Source organism: Brevibacillus dissolubilis (assembly GCF_006170445.1).
Taxonomy (GTDB): Bacteria; Bacillota; Bacilli; order Brevibacillales; family Brevibacillaceae; genus Brevibacillus_B; species Brevibacillus_B dissolubilis.
In genome coordinates, this window is the sequence record NZ_VCNA01000002.1 from 531,370 (window position 1) to 553,586 (window position 22,217).

General features: G+C 50.8%; 21 protein-coding genes. 9 read left to right on the forward strand and 12 right to left on the reverse strand.

The window, feature by feature from the left end:
- The first annotated feature begins 257 nt into the window (after window positions 1-257).
- Both FGI41_RS04490 and FGI41_RS04495 read left to right on the forward strand, forming a co-directional pair.
- Complete coding sequence (locus FGI41_RS04490) at window positions 258-854, forward strand: GNAT family N-acetyltransferase (protein ID WP_139488735.1); 597 nt, start codon at window positions 258-260, stop codon at window positions 852-854.
- A 77-nt stretch (window positions 855-931) separates the two neighbouring features.
- Window positions 932-2,707 (forward strand): UbiD family decarboxylase, encoded by a 1,776-nt coding sequence (locus FGI41_RS04495; protein WP_139488736.1) that lies wholly within the window; start codon window positions 932-934, stop codon window positions 2,705-2,707.
- Window positions 2,708-3,084: 377 nt separating this feature from the next.
- Here the strand turns inward: FGI41_RS04495 and FGI41_RS04500 are convergent, their stop codons facing one another.
- The 6 genes from FGI41_RS04500 to FGI41_RS25365 all read right to left on the reverse strand — a co-directional run bounded on the left by FGI41_RS04500 (window position 3,085) and on the right by FGI41_RS25365 (window position 8,732).
- Window positions 3,085-4,833, reverse strand: a complete 1,749-nt coding sequence (locus FGI41_RS04500) for an ATP-binding cassette domain-containing protein (RefSeq protein WP_139488737.1) — start codon at window positions 4,831-4,833, stop codon at window positions 3,085-3,087.
- Window positions 4,811-6,565 carry an ATP-binding cassette domain-containing protein gene (locus tag FGI41_RS04505; protein WP_139488738.1) on the reverse strand — a complete coding sequence of 585 codons (1,755 nt, stop codon included), beginning with the start codon at window positions 6,563-6,565 and terminating at the stop codon, window positions 4,811-4,813. Before FGI41_RS04505 ends, FGI41_RS04500 begins: the two co-directional genes overlap by 23 nt.
- A complete protein-coding gene (locus FGI41_RS04510; RefSeq protein ID WP_139488739.1) occupies window positions 6,552-6,833 on the reverse strand; it encodes a 4Fe-4S dicluster domain-containing protein in 282 nt (93 codons plus the stop codon). Before FGI41_RS04510 ends, FGI41_RS04505 begins: the two co-directional genes overlap by 14 nt.
- 20 nt (window positions 6,834-6,853) lie before the next feature.
- Window positions 6,854-7,165: a PqqD family protein gene (locus FGI41_RS04515; RefSeq protein WP_139488740.1), complete on the reverse strand. Its 312-nt coding sequence runs from the start codon at window positions 7,163-7,165 to the stop codon at window positions 6,854-6,856.
- Window positions 7,162-8,511 (reverse strand): radical SAM/SPASM domain-containing protein, encoded by a 1,350-nt coding sequence (locus FGI41_RS04520; RefSeq protein WP_139488741.1) that lies wholly within the window; start codon window positions 8,509-8,511, stop codon window positions 7,162-7,164. Before FGI41_RS04520 ends, FGI41_RS04515 begins: the two co-directional genes overlap by 4 nt.
- Before the next feature lie 95 nt (window positions 8,512-8,606).
- Entirely contained in the window at window positions 8,607-8,732 is a 126-nt protein-coding gene (locus FGI41_RS25365; protein ID WP_255298328.1) for a hypothetical protein, read from the reverse strand.
- A 216-nt stretch (window positions 8,733-8,948) separates the two neighbouring features.
- Between FGI41_RS25365 and FGI41_RS04525 the strand changes: the two genes are divergently transcribed.
- On the forward strand, window positions 8,949-10,133 hold the full coding sequence (locus FGI41_RS04525) for a hypothetical protein (RefSeq protein ID WP_139488742.1): 1,185 nt from the start codon (window positions 8,949-8,951) through the stop codon (window positions 10,131-10,133).
- An 82-nt stretch (window positions 10,134-10,215) separates the two neighbouring features.
- On the forward strand, window positions 10,216-10,965 hold the full coding sequence (locus tag FGI41_RS04530) for an SDR family NAD(P)-dependent oxidoreductase (RefSeq protein WP_139488743.1): 750 nt from the start codon (window positions 10,216-10,218) through the stop codon (window positions 10,963-10,965).
- Window positions 10,966-11,045: 80 nt separating this feature from the next.
- On the opposite strand, the gene FGI41_RS04535 is transcribed toward FGI41_RS04530, so the two are convergent.
- The 3 genes from FGI41_RS04535 to FGI41_RS04545 form a co-directional block, all read right to left on the reverse strand.
- Window positions 11,046-12,158, reverse strand: coding sequence for a hypothetical protein (locus FGI41_RS04535; protein WP_139488744.1), 1,113 nt, complete (start codon window positions 12,156-12,158; stop codon window positions 11,046-11,048).
- A gap of 105 nt (window positions 12,159-12,263) precedes the next feature.
- On the reverse strand, window positions 12,264-13,325 hold the full coding sequence (locus FGI41_RS04540) for a CobW family GTP-binding protein (RefSeq protein ID WP_139488745.1): 1,062 nt from the start codon (window positions 13,323-13,325) through the stop codon (window positions 12,264-12,266).
- Between the two features lie 225 nt (window positions 13,326-13,550).
- Window positions 13,551-15,191, reverse strand: coding sequence for a glycoside hydrolase family 13 protein (locus FGI41_RS04545; protein ID WP_139488746.1), 1,641 nt, complete (start codon window positions 15,189-15,191; stop codon window positions 13,551-13,553).
- 290 nt (window positions 15,192-15,481) lie between these two features.
- On the opposite strand from FGI41_RS04545, the gene FGI41_RS04550 reads away from it, so the two are divergent.
- Window positions 15,482-16,456 (forward strand): hypothetical protein, encoded by a 975-nt coding sequence (locus FGI41_RS04550; RefSeq protein WP_139488747.1) that lies wholly within the window; start codon window positions 15,482-15,484, stop codon window positions 16,454-16,456.
- Between the two features lie 94 nt (window positions 16,457-16,550).
- Entirely contained in the window at window positions 16,551-16,919 is a 369-nt protein-coding gene (locus tag FGI41_RS04555) for a helix-turn-helix domain-containing protein (RefSeq protein ID WP_139488748.1), read from the forward strand.
- Window positions 16,920-17,042: 123 nt separating this feature from the next.
- Here the strand turns inward: FGI41_RS04555 and FGI41_RS04560 are convergent, their stop codons facing one another.
- Window positions 17,043-18,488: a C40 family peptidase gene (locus tag FGI41_RS04560; protein ID WP_139488749.1), complete on the reverse strand. Its 1,446-nt coding sequence runs from the start codon at window positions 18,486-18,488 to the stop codon at window positions 17,043-17,045.
- A 487-nt stretch (window positions 18,489-18,975) separates the two neighbouring features.
- Between FGI41_RS04560 and FGI41_RS04565 the strand changes: the two genes are divergently transcribed.
- The 3 genes from FGI41_RS04565 (at window position 18,976) to FGI41_RS04575 (ending at window position 20,502) form a co-directional block, all read left to right on the forward strand.
- Window positions 18,976-19,794 carry a DUF2278 family protein gene (locus FGI41_RS04565; RefSeq protein ID WP_139488750.1) on the forward strand — a complete coding sequence of 273 codons (819 nt, stop codon included), beginning with the start codon at window positions 18,976-18,978 and terminating at the stop codon, window positions 19,792-19,794.
- A 79-nt stretch (window positions 19,795-19,873) separates the two neighbouring features.
- On the forward strand, window positions 19,874-20,257 hold the full coding sequence (locus FGI41_RS04570; protein WP_255298329.1) for a DUF1540 domain-containing protein: 384 nt from the start codon (window positions 19,874-19,876) through the stop codon (window positions 20,255-20,257).
- A gap of 5 nt (window positions 20,258-20,262) precedes the next feature.
- On the forward strand, window positions 20,263-20,502 hold the full coding sequence (locus tag FGI41_RS04575; RefSeq protein ID WP_139488752.1) for a hypothetical protein: 240 nt from the start codon (window positions 20,263-20,265) through the stop codon (window positions 20,500-20,502).
- A gap of 178 nt (window positions 20,503-20,680) precedes the next feature.
- On the opposite strand, the gene FGI41_RS04580 is transcribed toward FGI41_RS04575, so the two are convergent.
- Together FGI41_RS04580 and FGI41_RS04585 are read right to left on the reverse strand one after the other, a co-directional pair.
- Window positions 20,681-21,259, reverse strand: a complete 579-nt coding sequence (locus FGI41_RS04580) for a hypothetical protein (RefSeq protein ID WP_139488753.1) — start codon at window positions 21,257-21,259, stop codon at window positions 20,681-20,683.
- 15 nt (window positions 21,260-21,274) lie between these two features.
- On the reverse strand, window positions 21,275-22,165 hold the full coding sequence (locus FGI41_RS04585; RefSeq protein ID WP_139488754.1) for a LysR family transcriptional regulator: 891 nt from the start codon (window positions 22,163-22,165) through the stop codon (window positions 21,275-21,277).
- Window positions 22,166-22,217 lie beyond the last annotated feature (52 nt).

Sequence of the window (22,217 nt, forward strand, 5' to 3'; positions counted from 1 at the left end):
CTACTGGCCCTTTTGAACCGTACTATCCCCCTTTTGACTTAACGATTGCCGTATATGGTATGTAAGAACGAGTATGTAAGAACGATATAGAAAGCAGAAGTAGGACAGAATCGCTGTGATGCGGTTCTGTCCTTTTTGCTGTGAACAATCAGCCGATTCACTCTTGACAGTTCCCCTCTTTCGCATTATCCTTGGAAAAATTTCTAGATACTGTTCTGTTTTGAACCAACAGCATAACAGTCGAGAGGAGAACCCACATGTTACACATCCAACCCGTCACCCTTGAAGGAAAACTCGTCCGCTTGGAGCCGCTGTCAGAGGCACATGCCGCTGGGATTTTGGAAGCGGCCCAGGTGGAGAGCATCTGGGACTACATGACATTTATCATCCGTGATGCCGATGATGTGCAGCAATATATCCAAAATGCGTTTGCCGCACAGGAAAAAGGCACCGATCTGGTCTTCTCGATTTTTGACAAGGAGAGTGGCAAGCTGGTCGGCGGCACGCGCTTCATGGCGATCTCGTCCAAAGACGGCGGCCTTGAGATCGGCACCACCTGGCTCAACCCTTCTGTGCAAAAAACCGGGATCAACACCGAGTGCAAATACCTGCTGCTTCAGTATTGTTTTGAAGTGCTGGGCTGTCTGCGGGTACAGCTTAAGACAGATGGCCGCAATCTCAACTCCCAGCGTGCGATCGCTCGGATCGGTGCTCAAAAAGAAGGCGTACTTCGCAAGCATATGGTCGTCCGTGATGGTTTTGTCCGCGATACGGTGATGTTCAGTGTCATTGATACCGAATGGCCACAGGTAAAAACCAATCTGGAAGCCAAAATGCAGGCATCTTACGCATAAAAAACTAGTACAGAAGAGGTTGTTCGTGTACAGTAGTAAAGGTAGACAGAGTGTTTAAACGAGGTGACCTCTTTTTTATGCATACGAACTTACGATCCTTCCTGCAACAGTTGCGCCAGAGCGGGCAACTCGTCGAAATCGATGCCCCGGTCGATCCGTATCTGGAGCTGCCGGAGATTCATCGCCGTGTGATTGACGAGCAAGGCCCGGTGCTTCTGTTTAACAATGTAAAAGGTAAAGATTTTCCCGTTGTAACGAACCTGTTTGGGACAGCGGCGCGTGTAGATATGGCATTCGGTCCGAAGCCGGAAAATATCGTCCAGCAGCTCGTCGGCAGTATCGACAAGCTGCTCCCGCCGAAGCTCTCCGCCCTGTGGGAGCTGCGTAATCCACTCCTCGGCGTGATGAAAACAGGCACGCGCACCGTACCGATGAGCCAAGCTCCTGTCACAGGTGTCCATGCGATCGGTGACGATGTCGACATCACCAAGCTGCCTGCACTGACCGGCTGGCACCTGGACGGCGGCCCCTTCGTGACCCTGCCGCTCGTATACACCGAGCATCCAGAGACCAAGGAGCACAATCTCGGGATGTACCGCATCCAGATCTATGATAAAAACACGACCGGGATGCACTGGCAGATTCAGAAGGGGGGCGGCTTCCACCACCACGAAGCAGAGCTGCGCAATCAGGCGCTCCCGACGACACTGACCATCGGCGGCCCGCCTGCGATGATTATCTCCGCGATTGCCCCGCTGCCTGAGATGGTACCGGAGCTGATTTTTGCTTCGCTGTTGATGGGTGACAAGCTGTCGATGACCGAGATTCCGAACCATCCACACCGGATTGTGTCTGAGGCAGAGTTTGTTTTTGCGGGTGAAGTGCCTGCCCATGTCCGCCGACCAGAAGGCCCGTTCGGTGACCACTTCGGCTATTATTCGTGGACACATGATTTCCCGGTGTTTAACATCAAGCAGAGCTTCCGCCGCAAAGACGCGATCTATCCGGCGACTGTCGTGGGCAAGCCGCGTCAAGAAGACTACTTCATCGGGGAGTATCTGCAACGTCTGCTCTCCCCGCTCTTCCCTGTGGTAATGCCTGGGGTAAAATCGCTGTTCACTTACGGCGAGACTGGCTTCCACGCGCTGGCTGGTGCTGTTGTGCGTGAGAGCTATTATAAAGAAGCGATCAGTCACGCTTTCCGAATCTTGGGTGAGGGTCAGTTGACGCTGACCAAGTTCTTGATGGTGACGGATGTGCCGGTTGATCTCGCTGATTTTACCACGTTCCTTGAGACCGTCTTGGCCAGATTCCAGCCAGAACGCGACCTGCTGATCGTCAATGATACTTCCAATGACACGTTGGATTACACAGGTCGCAAGTTCAACGCAGGCAGCAAAGGCGTCATGCTCGGCATCGGACAGCCGATTCGCGAACTGCCACGCACCTATGCAGGCGGCTCGATTCCAGAGATTAGCCAAGCGGAAGTCTTCTGCGGCGGTTGCCTGGTCATCTCCGGCCCGACCTTCGAGCAAGAGCCTGAGCTTGCCGAGCGTCTCATCGCGTATGCCAACGAGAATCTGAAACAATGGCCGATGATTGTGCTGACCGATGACGCGTCTATCGCAAAAAGTGAGCGCAGCTTCCTCTGGAGCGTGTATACGCGCTTCGACCCGGCGCATGATATTTATGCAAAAGGTACGATTGTCCGCAATAAGATCCGTTATGAAGGTCCAATCATTATCGATGCCCGCATGAAGCCGTTCTATCCGGATGTGGTGGAGACGCTGCCAGAGATCGATAAGCTGGTGACTGATCGTTGGAATGAGTATTTTGGTAAGAAAGTGTATTAAAAAGTTACTTGATTAAAAAATATAGCTGTTTTTGGAAGCTCGAGAGCTGTTTTAATCTCTCGAGCTTCTTTTTTGTTGATTTTTATCTACGGCAGGTCGGAGAGGCGGTGGCTGGCAAGTCGCAAGCCCCTTGAATCCCATCCCAGCTCCGGAAAAAGCAAGGGCGTCCCCACTTCTCCGATTCCACCCAGGGGGAACAGTCTCACTTCCTTGAAACGCCCAGATGTTTTCCCCCGCCCTCAGCCCTTGCTTTTTCCGGAGCGGACAGTCCCACCTTCTCCCGAAGGGGATTCTACAGGGCGCGCGACTTGCCAGCCACCGCCTCTCCCCACCACACGCAACAAAAAAACCAGAGACACCCTGTCCCTGATTTTCCTCTAACCCGTATGCGATTTTAACAGAGATACTTGCGCTCCATACATCTCGCGGAACATCCCCTCTTCTTGCAACAGTACATATGGATTGCCCGACTGAACAATCCTTCCATGATCCATCACCATCACCCGGTCGCAATTCATCACGGCACTGACACGGTGAGCCACGACCAGTACCGCTGCCCCTTCGTCTGATCGGGCATGGCGGACGACTTGGGTCATCAATTGTTCCTCGGTGATGGCATCCATCGCTGCGGTTGGCTCATCCAAGATGACCAAGCTGCTCCCACCGGAGAATGCACGGGCCACAGCAATCCGCTGCCACGTTCCGCCAGACAACTCTGTACCATCGGAATAACCGATCCCCAAGCGTTTTGTCCTCGTGCGTTCCAAGATATCCCCCGCAACCTGTTCAGCTATATCGGTCAGGTTATGGTGCAGGGTCACATTTTCTTCTGCACTCAGCGGATATTGACTATAGTCCGCATAGGTGACATGAACAGCACCGAGCCGGTCTGCACAGACAGATGGCTGACCATCTACGAATACCGCACCATGCTTCGGTTCGAGCAGACCTGCGATGATGTGACACAGCGTCGTTTTGCCTGCGCCATTGCGTCCGATGAGACCGATGACTTCTCCCCGGTGGATGGATAAGCTGATGCCGTCGAGGATGTTGGTCGTTTGGTTAGGATAGCGATACGTCACGTTTTGCAGCTGGAGTTCACTGGACATGACTTTGGGCGCAGGAGCGGTACTCATTGGGTATGGCCCGCTTGACCCACGTGTAGCGCCGGGAGCTGCTTCATTCCCATCATTCCCTCGCAAAAAAGCCGTCAGATTAGACGTAGCCAGCCATTCCTGATACGTAAGACGCACGTCTTGGATGAAGGAATTGGATTTTCCCAGCATCTCATTCACCAGCTGGAACGATATCAGCATCTCCCCCACCGTCGAAGACCCAGACATGATCACGAACAGATAGACGCCCGTGACCAAAAGCAACTGCCCAATCTGTAGCAACGCCGTGATCTTCTGCGATCGGGACAACAGCTTCAACCTCTCCTGATTCATCGCCTGGAAACATTCCTGCCACAGCTTCACCATGTATGGAGTGAAATTGAACAGCTTCCGCTCGTGTGCCACATCGAATTGGGACAGAATCCCACGGTAATACTCCTCTTTCACCCTCATCAATGCCTGCTGGTTGCTTAATTGGTGCAGGTTGGTTCCGATCCTAAGCTCCCGCCAGAAGATCAACAGTGAGGTAATCAGCATCACGATACTCCCCAGCTTTGTCACCGACCACAGCACAGCGAGATAGCCGATCAAAGTACTGGCAGAATAGATGATTCGAAAAGCATTGGTAAATAAGCGATGCCCATTCTCTACGGAAGCAGCCGCTTTTTGGTGCGCTTCGGTAAAAGTGGGCGATAATAACTCTTCATAAGCCGCGGACGTCACCCGTTGCATAACCGCCAGCTTAGCCTGCCGTATAATGGCGTACGTAAGGCCTTTTGACACCCACGAATAGATTGGCAACAATCCTTTTTCGAGCAACGTGATGGCGACAAATACGAGAGCCGTCGTCATAATCACGTCCACCGTTTTTTGCTCGACCGTCACTTGTACAGCCTGACCAAACCAATAAATAGCCAGACCCGGCAACGCACCAAGCCCCAAGGCGAGGAGCAAAAGCGGCACCGCCCAAGGCAATACGCTTTTGAGCCTATGAAAGCGGAACAGCCACATCAGCTTCCCCCCTGTTCTGATTCATAAAAGAAGCAGACGCACTCCACATCTGCTGATAGAGCTCACACGTTTGGATCAACTGTTCGTGGGTGCCGTAAGCGATCATCTGACCTTGGTCGATCACCATCACCCAATCAGCGAATGTACAGCCGACCAAGCGATGCACGACGAAAAAGACGGTCTGCTCCTGCAACTCATCCATGACTTGTTGCAGCAAGGCAAGCTCCGTTTCCGGGTCGAGCGCTGATGTCGGTTCATCCATGATGAACACAGAACCCTCCTGCTGCATCGTACGGAACAGCCCACGGGCAATCGCCAGCTTCTGCCACTGACCCTCGGAGAGATTGACACCGCCAAGCTCCGGCCAGAGGATCGTCTGCTCCCGCTCCGGCATCCCGGCGACAAAATCAGCTGCGGCCTTCTCTAAAGCGAATCGGACGGCTGTATGGTCATCCTGCCGTGTGATGTCGCCTAGATAGACATTTTCTGCGATTGTCATTTTATAGCGTCCGTATTTTTGGAAGCTGGCGCTTGTAGGTTGTGTGATGACACAGGTTCCCTGAGTAGGGGTGAACAGACCTGTGAGGATATTCATCAAGGTCGTTTTTCCAGCACCATTCGGTCCGACGACGGCTACCTTGGCCCCGTGGGGGATGCGGAAGCTGACGTGTTGCAGGACAGGGGCTGCTGTAGAGTCGTAAGCAAAGGAGACATCTGATAGCTCCACGGCATACAAAGACTCTGCTGCATGACTCAGAGACGGTGTTGGCTTCATCTCGATCTCCCCTAACACCGGTTCCAAGAAAAACCTTCGTCCCAACCAATACTTTCCTTGCTGTACCATCATCGCAAGCAAACTGTCCAGAAACAGTCCACCCATTAACAGCGCCGCCATGTCTCCCGGCTTCATCTCACCAAGCCAAAGCCCGCGAAGCCCAAGCATCAGCACCAGCGTGATTGCAATCCGGCTGCTTATACTTGCAGCCATCTGAATCATCGATGTTTGGATCGTATGCTTCATCGTCTTGTCATAATTGTATTGAAAATGCCCCTCCCACTTTTGCAAAAGCCAAGAGAAATGGCCGAACACCCGCAGCTCCTTCGCTGATTCCAGCTTGGTCAAGTGATTGAACAAGTTTTTTTCCAAACGGGTATCCTCCGAAGTCGCCTGCAAATAGCTCCTCTCCATCTCAGCCCCTTTTTGGCTGAAGTACACGTTTAGCATCACTCCGCCCATGATGATCAAGGGTGTCACGGGATGGATCATAAACAGCGGCACACACAAAATAAGGGCTGTCACCGCCGTCTGCAACAGAGTCAGCCCGCCATCCAGTCCCGTTGCGTACATATCCTTCAACGAGCGGAAGGTATTTTCGATGTGGTTCCGTTCGTTTGGGCGCATCAGCTCTTCCAAGCTTTTCTCTTCCATCACTCCAAACATTCGGGTAAGAAGAATGCGGTGGATTCGATCCTTTGCCTTCTGCATCAGATATGGCATCAAGACAAATAAAATGATAACGGCCGTCCCCACCGAAAACATCAGGAGGACGGTTTTAATTGCATCGGCAGTTCTGCCGTCATATAACGTATTAACAGCCTGTTGGATAAACGAAATCTCAATTCCGGGCCAGATCCCCAGAAGCAACGTCAACCCGACGATTTTGGCAAAGTCACTGCCGCCTGCACGGGCGATTGAGGTGATGATTCGGATGATTGCATTAATCGTTGCCAATCAGGATGTCACCCGCGGCTTCCTTTTTGGCTTCAAAAAAGGCCCGGTTCAGCTCAATATAGTGTTTCCACTGTTTCGGCACCATATCTTCCGGGAAGATCGCAGCGGCAGGACAGGTCAGGTCACAGAGACGGCACTCTGTACATTTGTCCGGATTAATGAAATATTGGTTGGCATGTTCATCTGTCTCAATTGCATTTTCTGGACAAACGCTGACGCAACGTGCGTATTTTTCATTGACGCAAGGCTGGGTGATAACAAAAGCCATGCTGCTCCCCCCTCTTTCTTCTATGTAATGTTTTCCGTAATGTTTTCCGTACAGGTAGTCGTAACGACTATACCTATATCTGTCAACTGTTTTAAAAATTCAATCAAATCTTCCCGGATCGGCTCATCGCCAGTCAGCGTAAAAATCTGACGGATCTGCTGTTCCAATTCATCGAGTGATTTGGTGCCTGCTGCAAGCTGCTCCCAGATCGTTCTAGAAACGGCATCGGTCAGGCGGTAGCTCTCGCCGTCAGTACCCATTACGAGAATCCCCTCGGCATTTTTGTCGAAAAAGATATCATCTGCTAATTTGTAACGGACTTCTGTACTCATTTGCTGCCCACTCCTTCTGCTCGGAAGTACGCCCACATTCTCTTACGATAGGATCGGCGGATAAACCCGCATTCCTGATAATGGGTGCCGTCCACTTTGCCTGTTGCCCCCCATTGAGCGCCACGACAGCCGCCGCCACACCATTCGCGGAACGTACAAACCTTACAATCCGGCAGGGTATGAACCGTTCTGCGGCGTGAGCTTGTGAAGACTGGGGAGTTTTCCCAGATTTCGCGCAGAGGTGTTTCGCGGATCGAGCCTGCGTGGAACAGCTCTGAGTGCATCAGTTTGCATGGGAACACGTTGCCTTTTCCATCGATAGAGAATTCGGATGTGCCGTGACCGCATTGCCATGTACGGTTAAACTGTTTGAGTTGGACCGGGGAACAGCCACCTGTGCCGCACGACGACTCGATCTCTTCCATTTCCAATTCCATGCGCCGTTCTTCGATGACTCTGCGTTCGAACAGGTCTAACCCGTGGGAGTTCTCATCTCCACGTCCCAGTGTTGTGACTGGCATGACATTAACCGAAATGCCTTTTTCACGGGCAAAATCGAACATCGGGTTCACCGAATCTTTGTTCCGATTGGTCACCGTTTGGTTAATTTTCATCGGGGCACCTAATTCAAGCAGCATGTCGATTGCCTTTTTGGCCTTTTCCCACGTATTAAGGCCGCGGTTTACCTCATGGCTTTCTTTATCCAGGGAATCGAAGCTGACCGTGATAAAGCTACATACGTCAGCCAGCCGCTTTGCTTTTTCCATGTTATTGATCAAGGTACCGTTGGTGATGATGTTGACACGCAGTCCCAGTTCTTTGCTGTATTCCATCAGTTCAAAGATATCCGGACGCAGCAGTGGCTCGCCGCCTGTAAAGATGATCGTTCTAGCACCCAATTCTTTGATCTGGCGGATCATGTCCAATGCTTCTTCGGTACTAAGGTCACCCTTGACGGAACGTTCGGGACTACTTTCTGCGTAACAGTAGATACAGCTTAGGTTGCATCGATAGGAAGTGACAAAATAGACTGAGTTGGGAATAATTTTGCCCAATCCGCCTTCTGTCATTCTTTCGTAATTCTCGTATTCGGCGGGCTTGTCTCCTTGGTACCCGATCTTGTACATCAAAAGCTTACCAAGCAGTCCTTTGACGAGGTTAGCAGGAACTCCCTCCTCGATCAGTTGATTCGGCGTACGGTGTTCATAGATAAAATCGGACACCACTTCGTACTCCTCAGGGGAAAATACAACCCAACTGTTTAGGGTGTGGTTATGTACGATGTAATCCCCACTTTCGGCGTAGACGGCAACACTTGGAAAATGCAGAGGCTGATTCAGATTCATCTAATCAACTCCATTAGAGGATTTATTTCCTGATAAATTTAGAATACTCGCCTGGTCGGCGACAAGGCGAGTATTCCGATGTAAAAAATGTTTAATTATTCCGGCTTATCTTCGCCGCCGCCACCGCCGCTGCCAGCGAGTGCTCCGCATGCGCATGAGCATCCTGCCATTAATGCTTGGACTGGGTCAATCAAACTCATGCTTGGTTTTACGTATGCCATAGTCTACACCTCCTTTCAAAAGAAGATCTACTATCTATTTACATTATATATCAATATATACCTATCATGTCAAACTATTTTAAATAGAAACATTAATGTTAATATATAATTGATTGGCTATATTATCTTTTTTCAGGCAATTGATGTAACGTTTTTCCACTCATGCCGTCTCATGAAATGAACCTATATAGGCAAAAAAAGGGAGTGTTTCCTTACATGTCGACTCTCAAAAAAGCATGGCTCCTCGCAACAAGTGCCATTCTGCTGGTCGGTACGGCTGCGGTCGGGCCTGCTGATGCAGCAAAAATGGCTGCCGTGAAAAAGCCAGTGTATACGTTTACATATAAGCTGCCGACCTATCAGGAGCTGGAGGAGACGTATTCGTTCCAGCTGTTTACGCATGGGATGGCAGAGCAGCAGCCGACTGAGTCGCACAAGGTGATCGATGGGGCGACCATCGTCTATGATATTTTGGAGCTGGAGTCGGAGACGGCACCGATGCAGGCGTTGATTGATCCGTTCGCGTTTTCGAAGAACGGTTTTTTGTTGGAGGTGTCCAATCTGCTCTCTTTTCTGCCTCCTGCCTATCCGGCTGGATATGACCCGACGATCCTCTCAAAACGGGAGCGCGGGATTACGGAGCTGAAGGCACGGATGCAAGCCTTGGTCCATGCGGGTTATCTGATGCCGGAGGAGCTTGATCTCGGCGGGTTCGGGGCCGAGACCATAGCAAGTGAGGAAGCGAGCAAAGAGTTTGCCGCTGAAGTGCTGTACCGGATTTTTAAAGAGGCACGCCCGTACAAAGGCAGTGGTGCGCCGAAGGATTCAACGAATGAAGCGGTTCGCTGGGCTGTTGAGGTAGGGCTGCCTGGGTTTGTGCCGGACAAACTGGGCAATGTCTATCCTGCCAGCGGCTACCACCCCTCTGATTATCAGAAGGCGATGGATTACATCCGGTATTTCCTGCCGAGCAAGAAGACCATAAGCGGCTGGGAGTACTACTCATTCGCACCGTCTGACCTCAACCAGACCGTCCAATTCTCAGGTGGCTGGCATATCTATGTGAACGGCTATCAGCTCAACTCAAGTCCGTACCACGCAGACATCTACAAGCTGCCAGCCCTCGCTACTACCCAATCCCAGCTGGCCTCTGCCCTGCAGCCGTATTTGCCTAAAGCACTGGAGCATATCCGCTCCGAGTTGAAAAAGCCGCGTGTATTTGACTGGCGCACGGATGTAATCCAGCATCCAACTTTTCAACAGGTCGTAGCCAACTACCGCAAGACCAAGAGCAAAAAGGCGCTCGATGAGGCATATGCAGCCATCCGGAATACCTACAACCTGACACTGATCCAGGATAATATCAACGGAATTAAAAGTGTGTTGGATAACATCAAATAATGGGATACAATACCAATAGCAATGGGGAGAGCGGTTGCCTCCCCTTTTCCGTATGCAAAACTCCCCGGAGGTCGATCTATCCATGAAACGTTTCCAAAACCAAGTGGTCATCGTCACAGGTGCAGGCAAAGGCATCGGCCGAACGGTTGCCTTGATGTACGCTGAGCAAGGGGCATCCGTCGTCGTGGCTGAACGCAACGAAAGCGATGGACAAGCAACCGTGCAAGCGATTCAGTCTGCCGGTGGTCAAGCCGCACTTGTCCCGACCGATGTGAGCCGTCCCGATGAGATCGTGCATCTGATGAATGAAACCAAGCGGCTGTACGGACGGCTGGATATCCTGATCAACAATGCGGGACTTGGTGCCTGGACTTCTCCCTATGATCTTACGCTTGAGGATTGGGATTACGTGATCCATACCAATCTGCGCGGTACGTTCCTCTGCTCCCGCGAAGCCGCCAAGCTGATGCGGGAAAACGGCGGTGGCGCGATCATCAACATGGCCTCCACCCGTGCGCACATGTCTGAACCCAACAGCGAAGCCTATGCCGCATCCAAAGGCGGGATCGTCTCCCTCACCCACGCACTGGCTGTCTCTCTCGGCGGTGACGGCATCCGCGTCAATGTGATCAGCCCCGGCTGGATTGAGACTGGAGATTACGACGCCCTCCGTGAGATCGATCATGATCAGCACCCGGCCCGCCGCGTAGGCAAACCCGATGATATCGGCAGAGCCTGCCTGTACTTGACCGATCCGGCCAATGATTTCGTCACGGGAGCGGAGATCGTCATCGACGGTGGGATGACTCGGAAAATGATTTACGTGGAGTAAACCATGGATAAGCAAAAACCCGACCAAGGCATGTGACTCAAGCCTGGTCGGGTTTTTTAGCTGTTCTTTTCTCAATCCTTTTAGAGCAGCACCGGATATACCTGCTTGCCGCCACCCTGTTGAGATGCTTCTACGTACACCACGTCATAGGTGACCGTACGTTCTTTCATAGAAAAGGTCAGCTGGAAGGTGCCGTCCGTTGAAATCTTCACTGGTTTTTTCGCCGATCCGATTCGGATATACACCTTTGTCTTGTCTGCTTTCTCTTTCACTTTTCCGCTCACTTTGTATTCAAAATAGCCGTCGCCAAGTGATGTCTTGCTGACCTTGACACTGCCATTTTCAAGGATTTGTGTCTGGGCCGCTTGAATATCTGCGGAGATCTGATTCGGTTCGCGTCCATAGGAGCTGTACAGCTGAACCTGCCATTTGCCGTCTTGATAGGCAAAGGATGGATAGTAAGGCTGGGCGAGTGCCTCTTCATAGCTTTTTTTATCGGTTTCGGTCCATTTGCCATTACGATAGACATAGTACTTGCCTTTGGTCACTTTGGCAATGCGGACGCCAGTGTGCGCATACATCCAGCGGCTGACGGCTGGTTGGAGCTTCGCCAGCGCTTCTGCCTGCTGTGGCGTGAGCATCGGTTGACCCTCGACGCGCTTGACACTGGCTGGCTTGACCTCAACCCATTTGCTTTCCCCATCGATATCGAGTGTCAGACCCGCAGTGATCTGGTAGGTCCCCAATGGAGCAATAGACAGGTTGGTCTCGCCGGAGCCGTGCATGGTGACAGGGTAGAACGTTTCGGTACGGGACACGCTTTCGCCCGGTGCCAGCTTGGCGTATTCGATCACCGGCGGGCATGGGGTCTGCATCTCATTCGTTAGCAGGTGAATCCCCTTGTCATTTTCCATGCGGATCGAAATCGGACTGCACGCGTACGTGTAGCTGATTTCCTTACCGGAGATATTGGTGACTTTCTCCTCCACCTGATAGTTGAGGTGCGCCGGATATTCTTCACCATGGAGCGTGGTTGTAAAACGCAATCCGTCTTTTTCGACTTCGATCACGTTCGCTTCGGACTGGCTTGGCGTCTCTGCCTGTGCGGCACTGGCGTCTACTGTCAATCCGCTCGTGCTGCCCAGCAAGGAGACGCTCAGCAGAGCTGGAAGCAGCCATTTTTTCATGTTCATCGCTCTGAATTCCTCCCTTAACTCTTTCTTTTTGTCTCTGTTTTCTGGTTGTAATTATAGCGTAAATATACAGATCATTCCAGTTAATTTGTCATAGATCGGTCTCTATCTGTCTGTAAAAATAGTGGAAGCCAGCTCTTCCTGTATGTTGGATGCATGCAGGTCTTCGCCGATGAGGACGAGGACAGGCTGGTATGCTTTTTCCGTCTGGTAGGGAGTAAAGCTCGCCTGACCGTAAGAGTATTGGAAAAGGTAGAGTTGGGATGGTGCTTCCAAATTAGATGCAGGCCCAGTCAGAGTGAGGAATCCTTTCGCTCGGTGAATCGTGAACGGTGTGGTTTGGAGCCATGATTCCAAGGCATCGCGGTCGACAGGCTTGTTGAGCGGGATCGTGACGGAGCGCAGATGGAGGTGGTCGTGGACATGGGCTGTGGTGTGCGTTTGGCTACTGGTATAGCTTGGCGTGGTTCTTGGCTCGGTTCTTGGCTCGTTCCCTGCCGTGTTGCCATTCGTGCTCCCTGTCGTGGTTTCATTCGGACTCCCCGCCTCGCTTCCCTTCTGCCCCTCCCCGGCCAACTCTGCCGGATCGATCTGAGCTTGAGTCGTGATGAACAGCCTCGCTTTAGCATTGAGCTGTTCAACGCTGTTGATCACATCCTGCTGTTGCTCTTCACTCACTCTGTCTGCTTTATTGAGCAAAATTACATCTGCGTACGTCACTTGTGCTTCCAATAGCTTTCTCACTGGACGCTTCAGTCTGTCACGCTCAAGCCACTGCCTGCTATCCACGGTTGTAGCGATGTAGCGCAGATTGACCAGCGGGGCAAAAGCCAGATTCGTCACCGCATCGACGATCTCCATCGGGTGGGCGACTCCTGTTGCTTCTATATAAACACCATCCAGCTCTTGCTCATGCAGCATATCGTGGAGTTGGGTCGCCAGCTCCCCTTGGATACTGCAACAGATGCAGCCGTTCAGCAACTCGCGGATTGGGCATTCCTCTGGGACAAACGACGAATCGATGCTCACCTCGCCCAGTTCGTTCATGATCACACCGATTCGTCTGCCTTGGGCCAGTTCGTGGCGCAGAAGATGGGCAAGCAGCGTACTTTTGCCACTGCCAAGAAAGCCAGTGAGGATATAGATATCAACGGTTGATTTCACCATGGTTGATGACGTTCCTTTCTTGTTGAAAAATTCGGAGGTGTTTCAGAAGCGTAGTGGTTGCTCTATTGAACAGGTTCGCCGTTATCAACGTGTTTCCCTTTGTTGAAAAGACAGTTCGGGGCTGGGGGGTGCAAGGAGAAAACAAGTAAAAGCAAAGCCCCATAACACGGTCCGCTACACAGGAACCAGTGCTTGGGGCTTTTTATTGGAGTATTGTATTACCCTTTACAACTGGTAAATACGCGCCTCATGCGGACGAAGCGTAACAGACTGGATCGGCTCCGCTCCCTCCACATCGGTGTAATTGGCGATGAGCAGACGTTTGCCTGCTTCGTCTACCTCCACACCTGCTGGCAGTGTAAAGCGGCTCTCATGGTCAGCATGGTTTAGCATCACAAGCCAGCGCACCCCGTCCAACTCGCGGGTGTAGACATACAGAAGCTCGTCCCCTTCAGTCAGGTCGTCGTAGGTCCCGTAGACCATGACCGGATTTTCTTTGCGCAGGCGAATCAGCTTCTGGTAGTAATAATAGACGGAATCCGGATCGGCCAGCGCCTGCTCCACGTTAATCCCCTTGTAATTCGGGTTAACCGCAATCCAAGGTTTACCTGTGCTAAAACCACCGTTCGGCTGGTCGTTCCATTGCATCGGGGTGCGGGAGTTGTCGCGGCTCAAAGCACGCAGGCTGGCGAGGACTTCATCAGGATTGCCGCCTTTTTCCACCAGCTCGTGGTACTTGTTCTTCATCGCGATGTCGCGGTAATCATCGATGGAATCATAATAGACGCCTGTCATCCCAATCTCCTCACCCTGGTAGACGTACGGGATGCCCGGCAAGGTGTGGACCATCGTCGCCAGCAGCTTGGCAGATTGGACGCGGTATTCTCGGTCGTTGCCATAGCGGGTGACTTGACGGGTATGGTCGTGGTTGTTGAGGAACTGCGAGTTGGTGCCTTTGCCGTACAGGCCCTCGTACCAGGTTTTTTGGATCTCCTTGTAGCGGAGCATATCCCAAGACGGCATGTCATCGGCCACTTGGAAATGGAACAGGGTGTGCAGCTCGTTGCGCCCCTCTCCCACGTACAGCAGGCCATCCTCTGGAGTAACGAACGGAATTTCACCTACTGTGAAAATATCATAGTGGCGAAGTACTTTTTCGTTCATCTCCTGCAGGTAATCGTGGATGCCTGGATTGTTGCCGAGGTAGTTGATTTTGTCCGGTTCATCGGAGTCTGGGAAGCCTTCGATTTTGGCCAGCAGATTGATGACATCCATGCGGAAACCATCGATCCCTTTGTCCAGCCAGAAGTGCATCATGGAAAAGATCGCTTCGCGCACCTCGGGATTCTGCCAGTTGAGGTCGGGCTGCTCAGTGGCAAACGAGTGGAAATAGTACTGCCCTGTCCGCTCGTCGTACTCCCATGTCGACGGGGTAAAATACGAGCGCCAGTTGTTCGGCGGTGCACCGTCTTTGCCGTCGCGCCAGATGTACCAGTCGCGTTTGGGGTTGTTTTTGGAAGAGCTGGACTCGATGAACCATGGGTGCTGGTCAGAGGTGTGGTTGACGACCAAGTCCATGATCAGCTTCATGCCGCGCGCGTGGACTTCGTGCAGGAGGGTTTCCCAGATGTCCATCGTGCCGGCCTTCTCCATGATGGAGCAGTAGTCGGAGATGTCATAGCCGTTGTCGCGGTCGGGTGATTCGTATGGCGGGTTGAGCCAGATGACGTCAACGCCGAGGTTTTTGATATAGTCTAGCTTTTGGATCAGGCCGTTGAGATCGCCGTAGCCGTCACCGTTCGTATCGTAGAAGCTGCGCCAGTAGACTTGATAGACGACGGCTTCTTTCCACCAGGTTCGGTTCATGGGGGGTGGCTCCTTTCGGGGTTAGGGAAGAGATTTTTCATCCTAACGATGTTGTTATAGATAAGTATAGAGCAGATGGGATCATATGACCAAGTTTTAATATATAAAGGGAGATTTTCATTTTTTTATGCTACTTACTTTAATTCTTCCTTTGTGTCAATCACACTTTGTTTTGATCAGGAGTCCGATAAAGTTATATTAAACAAAATAAAATAAGTAATTTAATGGTTATATTTATGTTAATATCCAAAAATATGAAATAGTTGATATATTAGGAGGAAAACCATACCATGAAAACCAACCATATGTTAGCTACTCTTGGATTAATTGGCGGATTAGTGGCTACAACTTCAGCACAAGCTTCTGAGCCTGCATTTCATTCGACTCAAAAACAGATTCCTCATGCTGAAAAAACAGAAGCATCTGTTACTGAATCCGCTATTTCTGCCATTGAAAATCAAGAATTAGATACTCTTAATCAAAAACTAAAGAGGTATGTCGCAGAAGCCATCCAAGGGAAACAGCATCTGACTAAGGAAGAGAAAGAAGTTATCAAACAACATGTGAAGCATTTAAAGGACGAATACAAACAATCATTGAAAAATAAGCTTAGAGATTTCCATAAAAAGAATGGCTGGGTCGAAGTTACTCAGGAATCGTTCGTTACCCCCGATTCTTCCAGTTCAGATCTTGACCTAACTGACACAACTATGTACTACAGTTCTTCAACTGGTCAATACAAATATACGGGCGAGTTCGACTTCAGTGATTATCAGGCTTGGGATCTGCAAATGGATACCCGAGATCTCATGGCTGTTCGCTCTCTGAACAAAGTTACAGTTGTCAGCTCATACGCCAAAACCTATCAGGAAGTGTACAATGAATTTACTGGTGAAACCATTGAGGTAAACGTCAGTGGATATGATGACAATGGCTCTGTCAGCGGGTTTGCCGTTACCAAGCGATTTGAAAACCAAAACGGGGTTGTTTGGAATATCGAGGATGATAGCTCTCTATATGGAATCCCGGGTGGTTTTGAATATACCTACGACACCGACCACGGCAGGGGTACGCTTTATTTTAAAAAGACTTCCGGTACAACCAGCAATAAAATGTTTTTAGATTTTGAGCATAACTGGAAAGAAGGAACTTGGAGTGGATCAGCGTCGTTCAGCGGAGTTAACCTCTCTGGAAGTTCATTAAGTGTCAGTTACACTTCCGAAAATGATCGCTATCAAAGAACGTCTACAGGAAAAACATTCTAGTTCTTTCTAACCTATCCTCAAAGAAGAAACTCCTTTATAATCAAAGGAGTTTTTTACATTTTGAACCATAAAATACTAGGAGGCAACTATACTCATGGATAATGGGATTAAATACGGGCTATTCTCTCTGGCCGCATCTATTCTGATCTGCTCTCTCCTCATATCTTATCCCTTACATCAGATTTCGAAAAGAAATTACATTGACAGTGGGTACTTGGGCAATATGATTTTAGAGTTGGCAAATGCCGTAAAGAGCAATGATGTAACCATTTCGCAGACCAATTCGTTAACATTAGCGGAAGCCTCCACTTACCTGAGAATTCCTGAAACGAACCTAATTGACTTGGTTAATCGTAAAGAATCAAAAATACCCTATTTCAAAGTTGGGAACGAGATATATTTTAGCAAAAAAGAACTTTCGGCGTGGGTAGATTATCTTGCGGCTAACCGTATTTCTTGGTAAGTCAATCTTGGAATTAATAGTAAGCCACCTTTGTTCAAAGAATAAAAGCTCTCTTTTTCCGCCTTACCATAGTGGAAAAGAGAGCTTTCATTTTTTATTCTGCACTACACTTTTTCACTTACCCTACTGAATCACCCGTACCGCTCTCACATAATGATCATCCCACCATCCCTTAGCCAGTGTGCTGTATCTCACGCCACCCTCGCCGTAGGTATGGAGAACTTTGTTATCCCCCGCATAGACCCCTACGTGACCGACACGATTCACAGAATCAGCCGCGTATTTCATCGTAGCCTTGGTGGAGAAGAACACCAGGTCACCGATTTGCAGGTCTTCACGGGCAACAGGCGTACCGATCTTGGATTGAGGACGGGCGGTACGTGGGATTTTGATGCCGTTTTGCTTGAAGATATATTGAGTAAAAGATGAACAGTCGAAGCGCCCGGAGGTCTCGTACTCCGCACCGAATTTGTACGGAATGCCCTTGAACTCCTCCCCTGTCGCGATGATTTTTTTCGCCAGGGCGATCTGTGCTGCGTTGTCGCCTGTCTCGACCGGAGCAGGAGTCGGGGTCGGGTCAACAGGCTCATCCACGACTGGGCCGCCCGGTGTCACCGGAACGGTACCAAGGATGCGGCGCACACCGACGAGATTGGTGCTGTAGCTGCCGGTGAGGCTTCTCTCCACCACTTCGTCACCGCCTTGATACGCATAGACAAAACGGTTGTCGCCTACATAAATCCCGGCGTAGCTTGGGTTGCCGTACTGGGATTTGAAGAACAGAATGTCACCCTGATGCATCTGGTTGCGATCGACCGCTGTTCCTGTCGTATTGAGCTGCTTGATGCTGTCTGGGAGCGAGATGTCCGCTTCGCTGTAGACATAGGAGATCAGTCCGGCTGCGTCGAAGCCGTCTGGGCCATTGCCGCCAGAAGTATAGTCTTTGCCAATCAGAGCGCGGGCTGCATTGGCGATGGCAGACGGTTCGATCTCGCTACCGCCGTCTGGTGCCGGTTGCTCAGTCGGTGGTGTGGTTGGGGTTGGATCTGGTGTAGGTGTAGGTATTGGAACAGGTTGCGGCGTTGGAGCCGGGGTTTCTGCCTGAACCAATGGATAACGGCGCGCCCCGATGTATTTGCCCCACAATTCGGACAGGTTGCGTTCGACCACCTGACCTTTGGACTGGGAGGCATACAGGAACTTCCCGCCGCCTACATAGACACCCGCGAAGTTGATCGGGCTGGTCTCAGAACGGAAGAATACGACGTCACCCGCTTGAAGCGCATCTGCTGCGATCGGTTCCCCGCCGCCGAAGAGCTTGGCGAGGTCGCTTTCAGCTTGTACACCAAAATGAGACAGCACGTAGCTGACATATCCTGCAGAGTCAAAAGAAGTCGGGCCATCCGCATTGGCACGGTATGGTTTGCCCACCAAATCAGTTGCAAAGGAAGCAACACTGGACGCATCCGCCTGTGCTGCCAAGACTTGTCCCGCTTCACCGAACATCATCAAAGAAGAGCTGAGAAGAACAGCCACTGAGGACTTCTTCAGCCAATCACGTTTCTTCATAAGTCCCTCCTGTTAGTCTTGTTGTATGTTTCGAGCTTACTGCCACTTTCTATGATAAAACAGGGTTCCGTCGCAGATAAGGGTTAAAAAATTACCAGTGAATTGGAGTGTAGATCTATTTCGAAAGCCGAAACGTAACACCTATCAACTGGATGAAGCCAGAGTTGCTGGGGATTCTCCCCCCGTTATTACATGACCCGGCCTACGGGATTTCGTGCTGCACAGCTGGTGGTTCCATTCCATTTTTGGAGACAGGTTACGGGGATAAATGTGCTTCTTAATGAAGACTTTTCTAGCCCGTCACCCTCTTTTCACCCCTTATTGTTTGCAAAAACGGCAGGAACATGAACCCTCGCCAAGTGCTGACGCATGGAAAATACACACATCTGCACAAGCCCGTCCATCCCGCCGCCTATCGCATCCTTTTTCAATGGATCGGGAAAACCAATAGGGACGTCATGTCATTTTTGCGAGGCAGGAGGAGTGAATGGTTCCGATCTATGCTGTCTATAAAGGGAAAGGTAGCACGATCAGTGATATCAAATGCGAAACCATCCGGCGTCGCGGCCAGCCCTTGGACGATGAAATAAAGTGTAAGTACGACCGTGGACTCACCCCCCACTACCAATTCCGCATCAGCACGGGGTCGAATAACCCGACGGAAAAAATCAAAGTGCTGATCAATGTGCGCTCCACGATCGAACCGTATCCGCTGTTTTGCTATTTTGCAGATGATTTCAAGCTTCCCGCTGACAGCCGCTTTTCTCTGGAGACGCTCAAAGCGCTGGAATATGGCGTGAAGGTCTTCGACTACGGGCAAAAGGAGAATGTGGGAAGCACGATTGCCATCGATTATCTCCGCAGTCATCTGTTCGAGCTGGATCAGTTCAAACCCGTTGTGGCCCCCGGCGAAGAGACGACCCCCGAGGAGGTCAATCTAAACGAAGCGCTGCATGAATACATCACCGAGGCGAAGGCCAAGAAGGGGGATGTCTATATTTTTGGGGATCTTATGCCCAAACAGTCGAAAGACATCTCCTATGTGGATAACGAGCGGGAACGGCGGGAGAAATTAGAGCTTTTGCAGGAAAAGGGCATCGAGGGGATTCATGATATCCATATGAATCAAGGAAACAGCGACACCAAAGAGGAATGGCTGACCGACAACGGGGTGTATCAGGACGGCGGGCTGCTTTTGCATTTTACAGAGGAGGACAGATGGGTCGGCATCTTCTTGCGCTTTCAGTCGCAGTGTACACTCACCGATCATGAAACAGGCTATTGTACCCAGGCGGCTGATACATAGAAAAACCAGTTTTGGTTACGTTATCTACTAGAAGACTTTGAAGTGACCACCATAACGCAGGTACAGAAAGGACATGGGTATGACACAAGTAAAATGTATAATCAATTCCTGTACGCACTACCTGTATGGCGACCGTTGCGGCGCACGTAACATCGACATCATGCATGAGCAGGAAACCGCGATGTCCCAGAACGTGGAGCAGACGATGTGCAAATCGTTCTCCCACAACGACCATCTGATGAACTACCTCGGCTCTGCTGACAATGTCAACTGGGGCGGAACCGCGATGGGCTTGGTCGATCCGGCTTACATGGTCTCCCCGTCCATCAGCTGCACCGTCTCCTCCTGCAAATATTGGGGCGAAGGCTCGCTCTGTGTTGCTAATGCGATTGAGGTCAACGGTCTGTCCAACAGTAACGAATGCCAAGACACCAACTGCGGCACTTATGAAAGGAGGAGCTGACACAGATGGAAAAGATCGAATACCGCATGAAGGTAAAAGAGCTGGATGACTATACGGATTATCCGGTGAACGTGCTGTCTGGGATGACCGGGCTTGGCGAGCATACGATCCGCAAGCTGGCGGGTGAGCAGAAGTTCGGGATTCAGGAGAAAAATGGCGAGGACGTTGTGAATGGGAAGGACTTTTTGCAGTGGGCGAATTCGGTGGGGAATATGGTGATGGTGGAAAAGGGGCAAGGGCATTAAAATACGGAAAGCCCACAGTAAGTAGGAAATTGGTCCTACTTGGTGGGCTTTCGTCCTTGTCAGCATGTGCCTTAACCCCATTGTTCTGCATCCTTTTGCATAAGTCACACCGCCTTTTCTTTGGTATGACCCTAGTATAGTGGTATTTTTATCCAAACATAGTGATTTCAATCATATTTTACAATAATTTTTGCAGCGTCTCCAACTCCGCCGCCAAGCTGCTCTTACACACCTCTTTATGCCCTTCCTCGGTTACCTCCCGCACCTCAAACGCCTCTTTCGTCTGCCAAAAGTGCTTCAGCTTCAGATAAGCCGTCAGTGGGAAGTCTTGACGGTACCACGTATCCCGATACCCCACCAACCCATGGTTTTTCAACAGCTGATCCAACTCCGTAACCACCGCTTCTACAAAATCAAACACATCCACCTCATTATCGATCTTAACCCTCGACTCGCCCGGATCTTTTTTATCCATATCATCAAACAGCACTACCTTAACCCGCAACCGGTCATTCCCTGCATAACTCAGATGCCACTGGGCCCCAGCCGGATCGAGATTCCAGTCAAAGGTCACGGAAGATTCTTGCTCATCTTGCTCATCCTCATGCATCAGCCCCGGTATCACCCGCAAAAGCCCATGACATAGATCATGCAACGGCTCATTCAAATAGCTGACAGCCGCATAGAACCGATTCTCCCCGATATCCAGCATGACATCTGCCCAGCCTGTCCCGATCAGCTCAAAGGTGAATTTCATCTGACCTTCCCTCCTCTACGTCAACTCCATCTCTTCCCGCAATACCGCAATGAACAGCTCCATCGCTTTCGTCTGAAACGGCATCGCCTGCGTCACCAGCGAAAACTGACGGATCATCGGCAAACCTTCGATCTCAAGCATGGTGAGCGATCCAAGTGTCCGTTCTTTGCGTACCACCCACTCTGACAGCAGGGTGATGCCAAGCCCTGCTTCGACCGACTCTTTAATAATCTGCGTACTGCCGAACTCCATGATTTTAGCGGGGGTAAACTCCAGTCTGGCAAAGAGCTTTTCCGTCGTCTCCCTCGTACCCGAACCCCGCTCCCGCACGATCCACGTCGCCTGCTCCAAGTCAGCCGCAGTGATCGGTTCGTCTTTCCGTGCCAGCGGATGATGCGGAGCGGCAATCACGTACATCCTATCTGTCGCAAACGGATCAATCGTCAGCTTTTCATGGGCAAAATCACCTTCGATCACGCCGACATCGAGCTGGTTGTGAATCACAGCCTCTGCGATCTCCCTGGAATTGCCGATGGTGATCGTCGGATTGATCAGCGGATAGCGCTGCTGCATGCTCGCTATAATCCTCGGGAGCACATACTCGCCATATGTATAACTGGCTCCAATAGATAGCTCCCCACTTGCTTTGTGCATCAGATCATCGACGAGACACTGCATACGGGTGTAGAGGCCGAGGATTTCTTTGGCGTGGTGATAGGTGATCTCCCCTGCTTTGGTCAGGCGGACGAACTTATTGGAACGTTCGAACAGCCTCGCTCCAATCGTGCGCTCCAAGGCTTGAATATATTGACTGACAGCCGGCTGGGACATGTGCAGCTCCTCGGCCGCACGCGAAAAATTCTCCTTGTCCGCCACTGTCACAAATACGAGTAAGGATTGATCCATGTCGGTACGTGCACCCCATCTTTTTATAACGTTCCACTCTGTAGGGTTTATT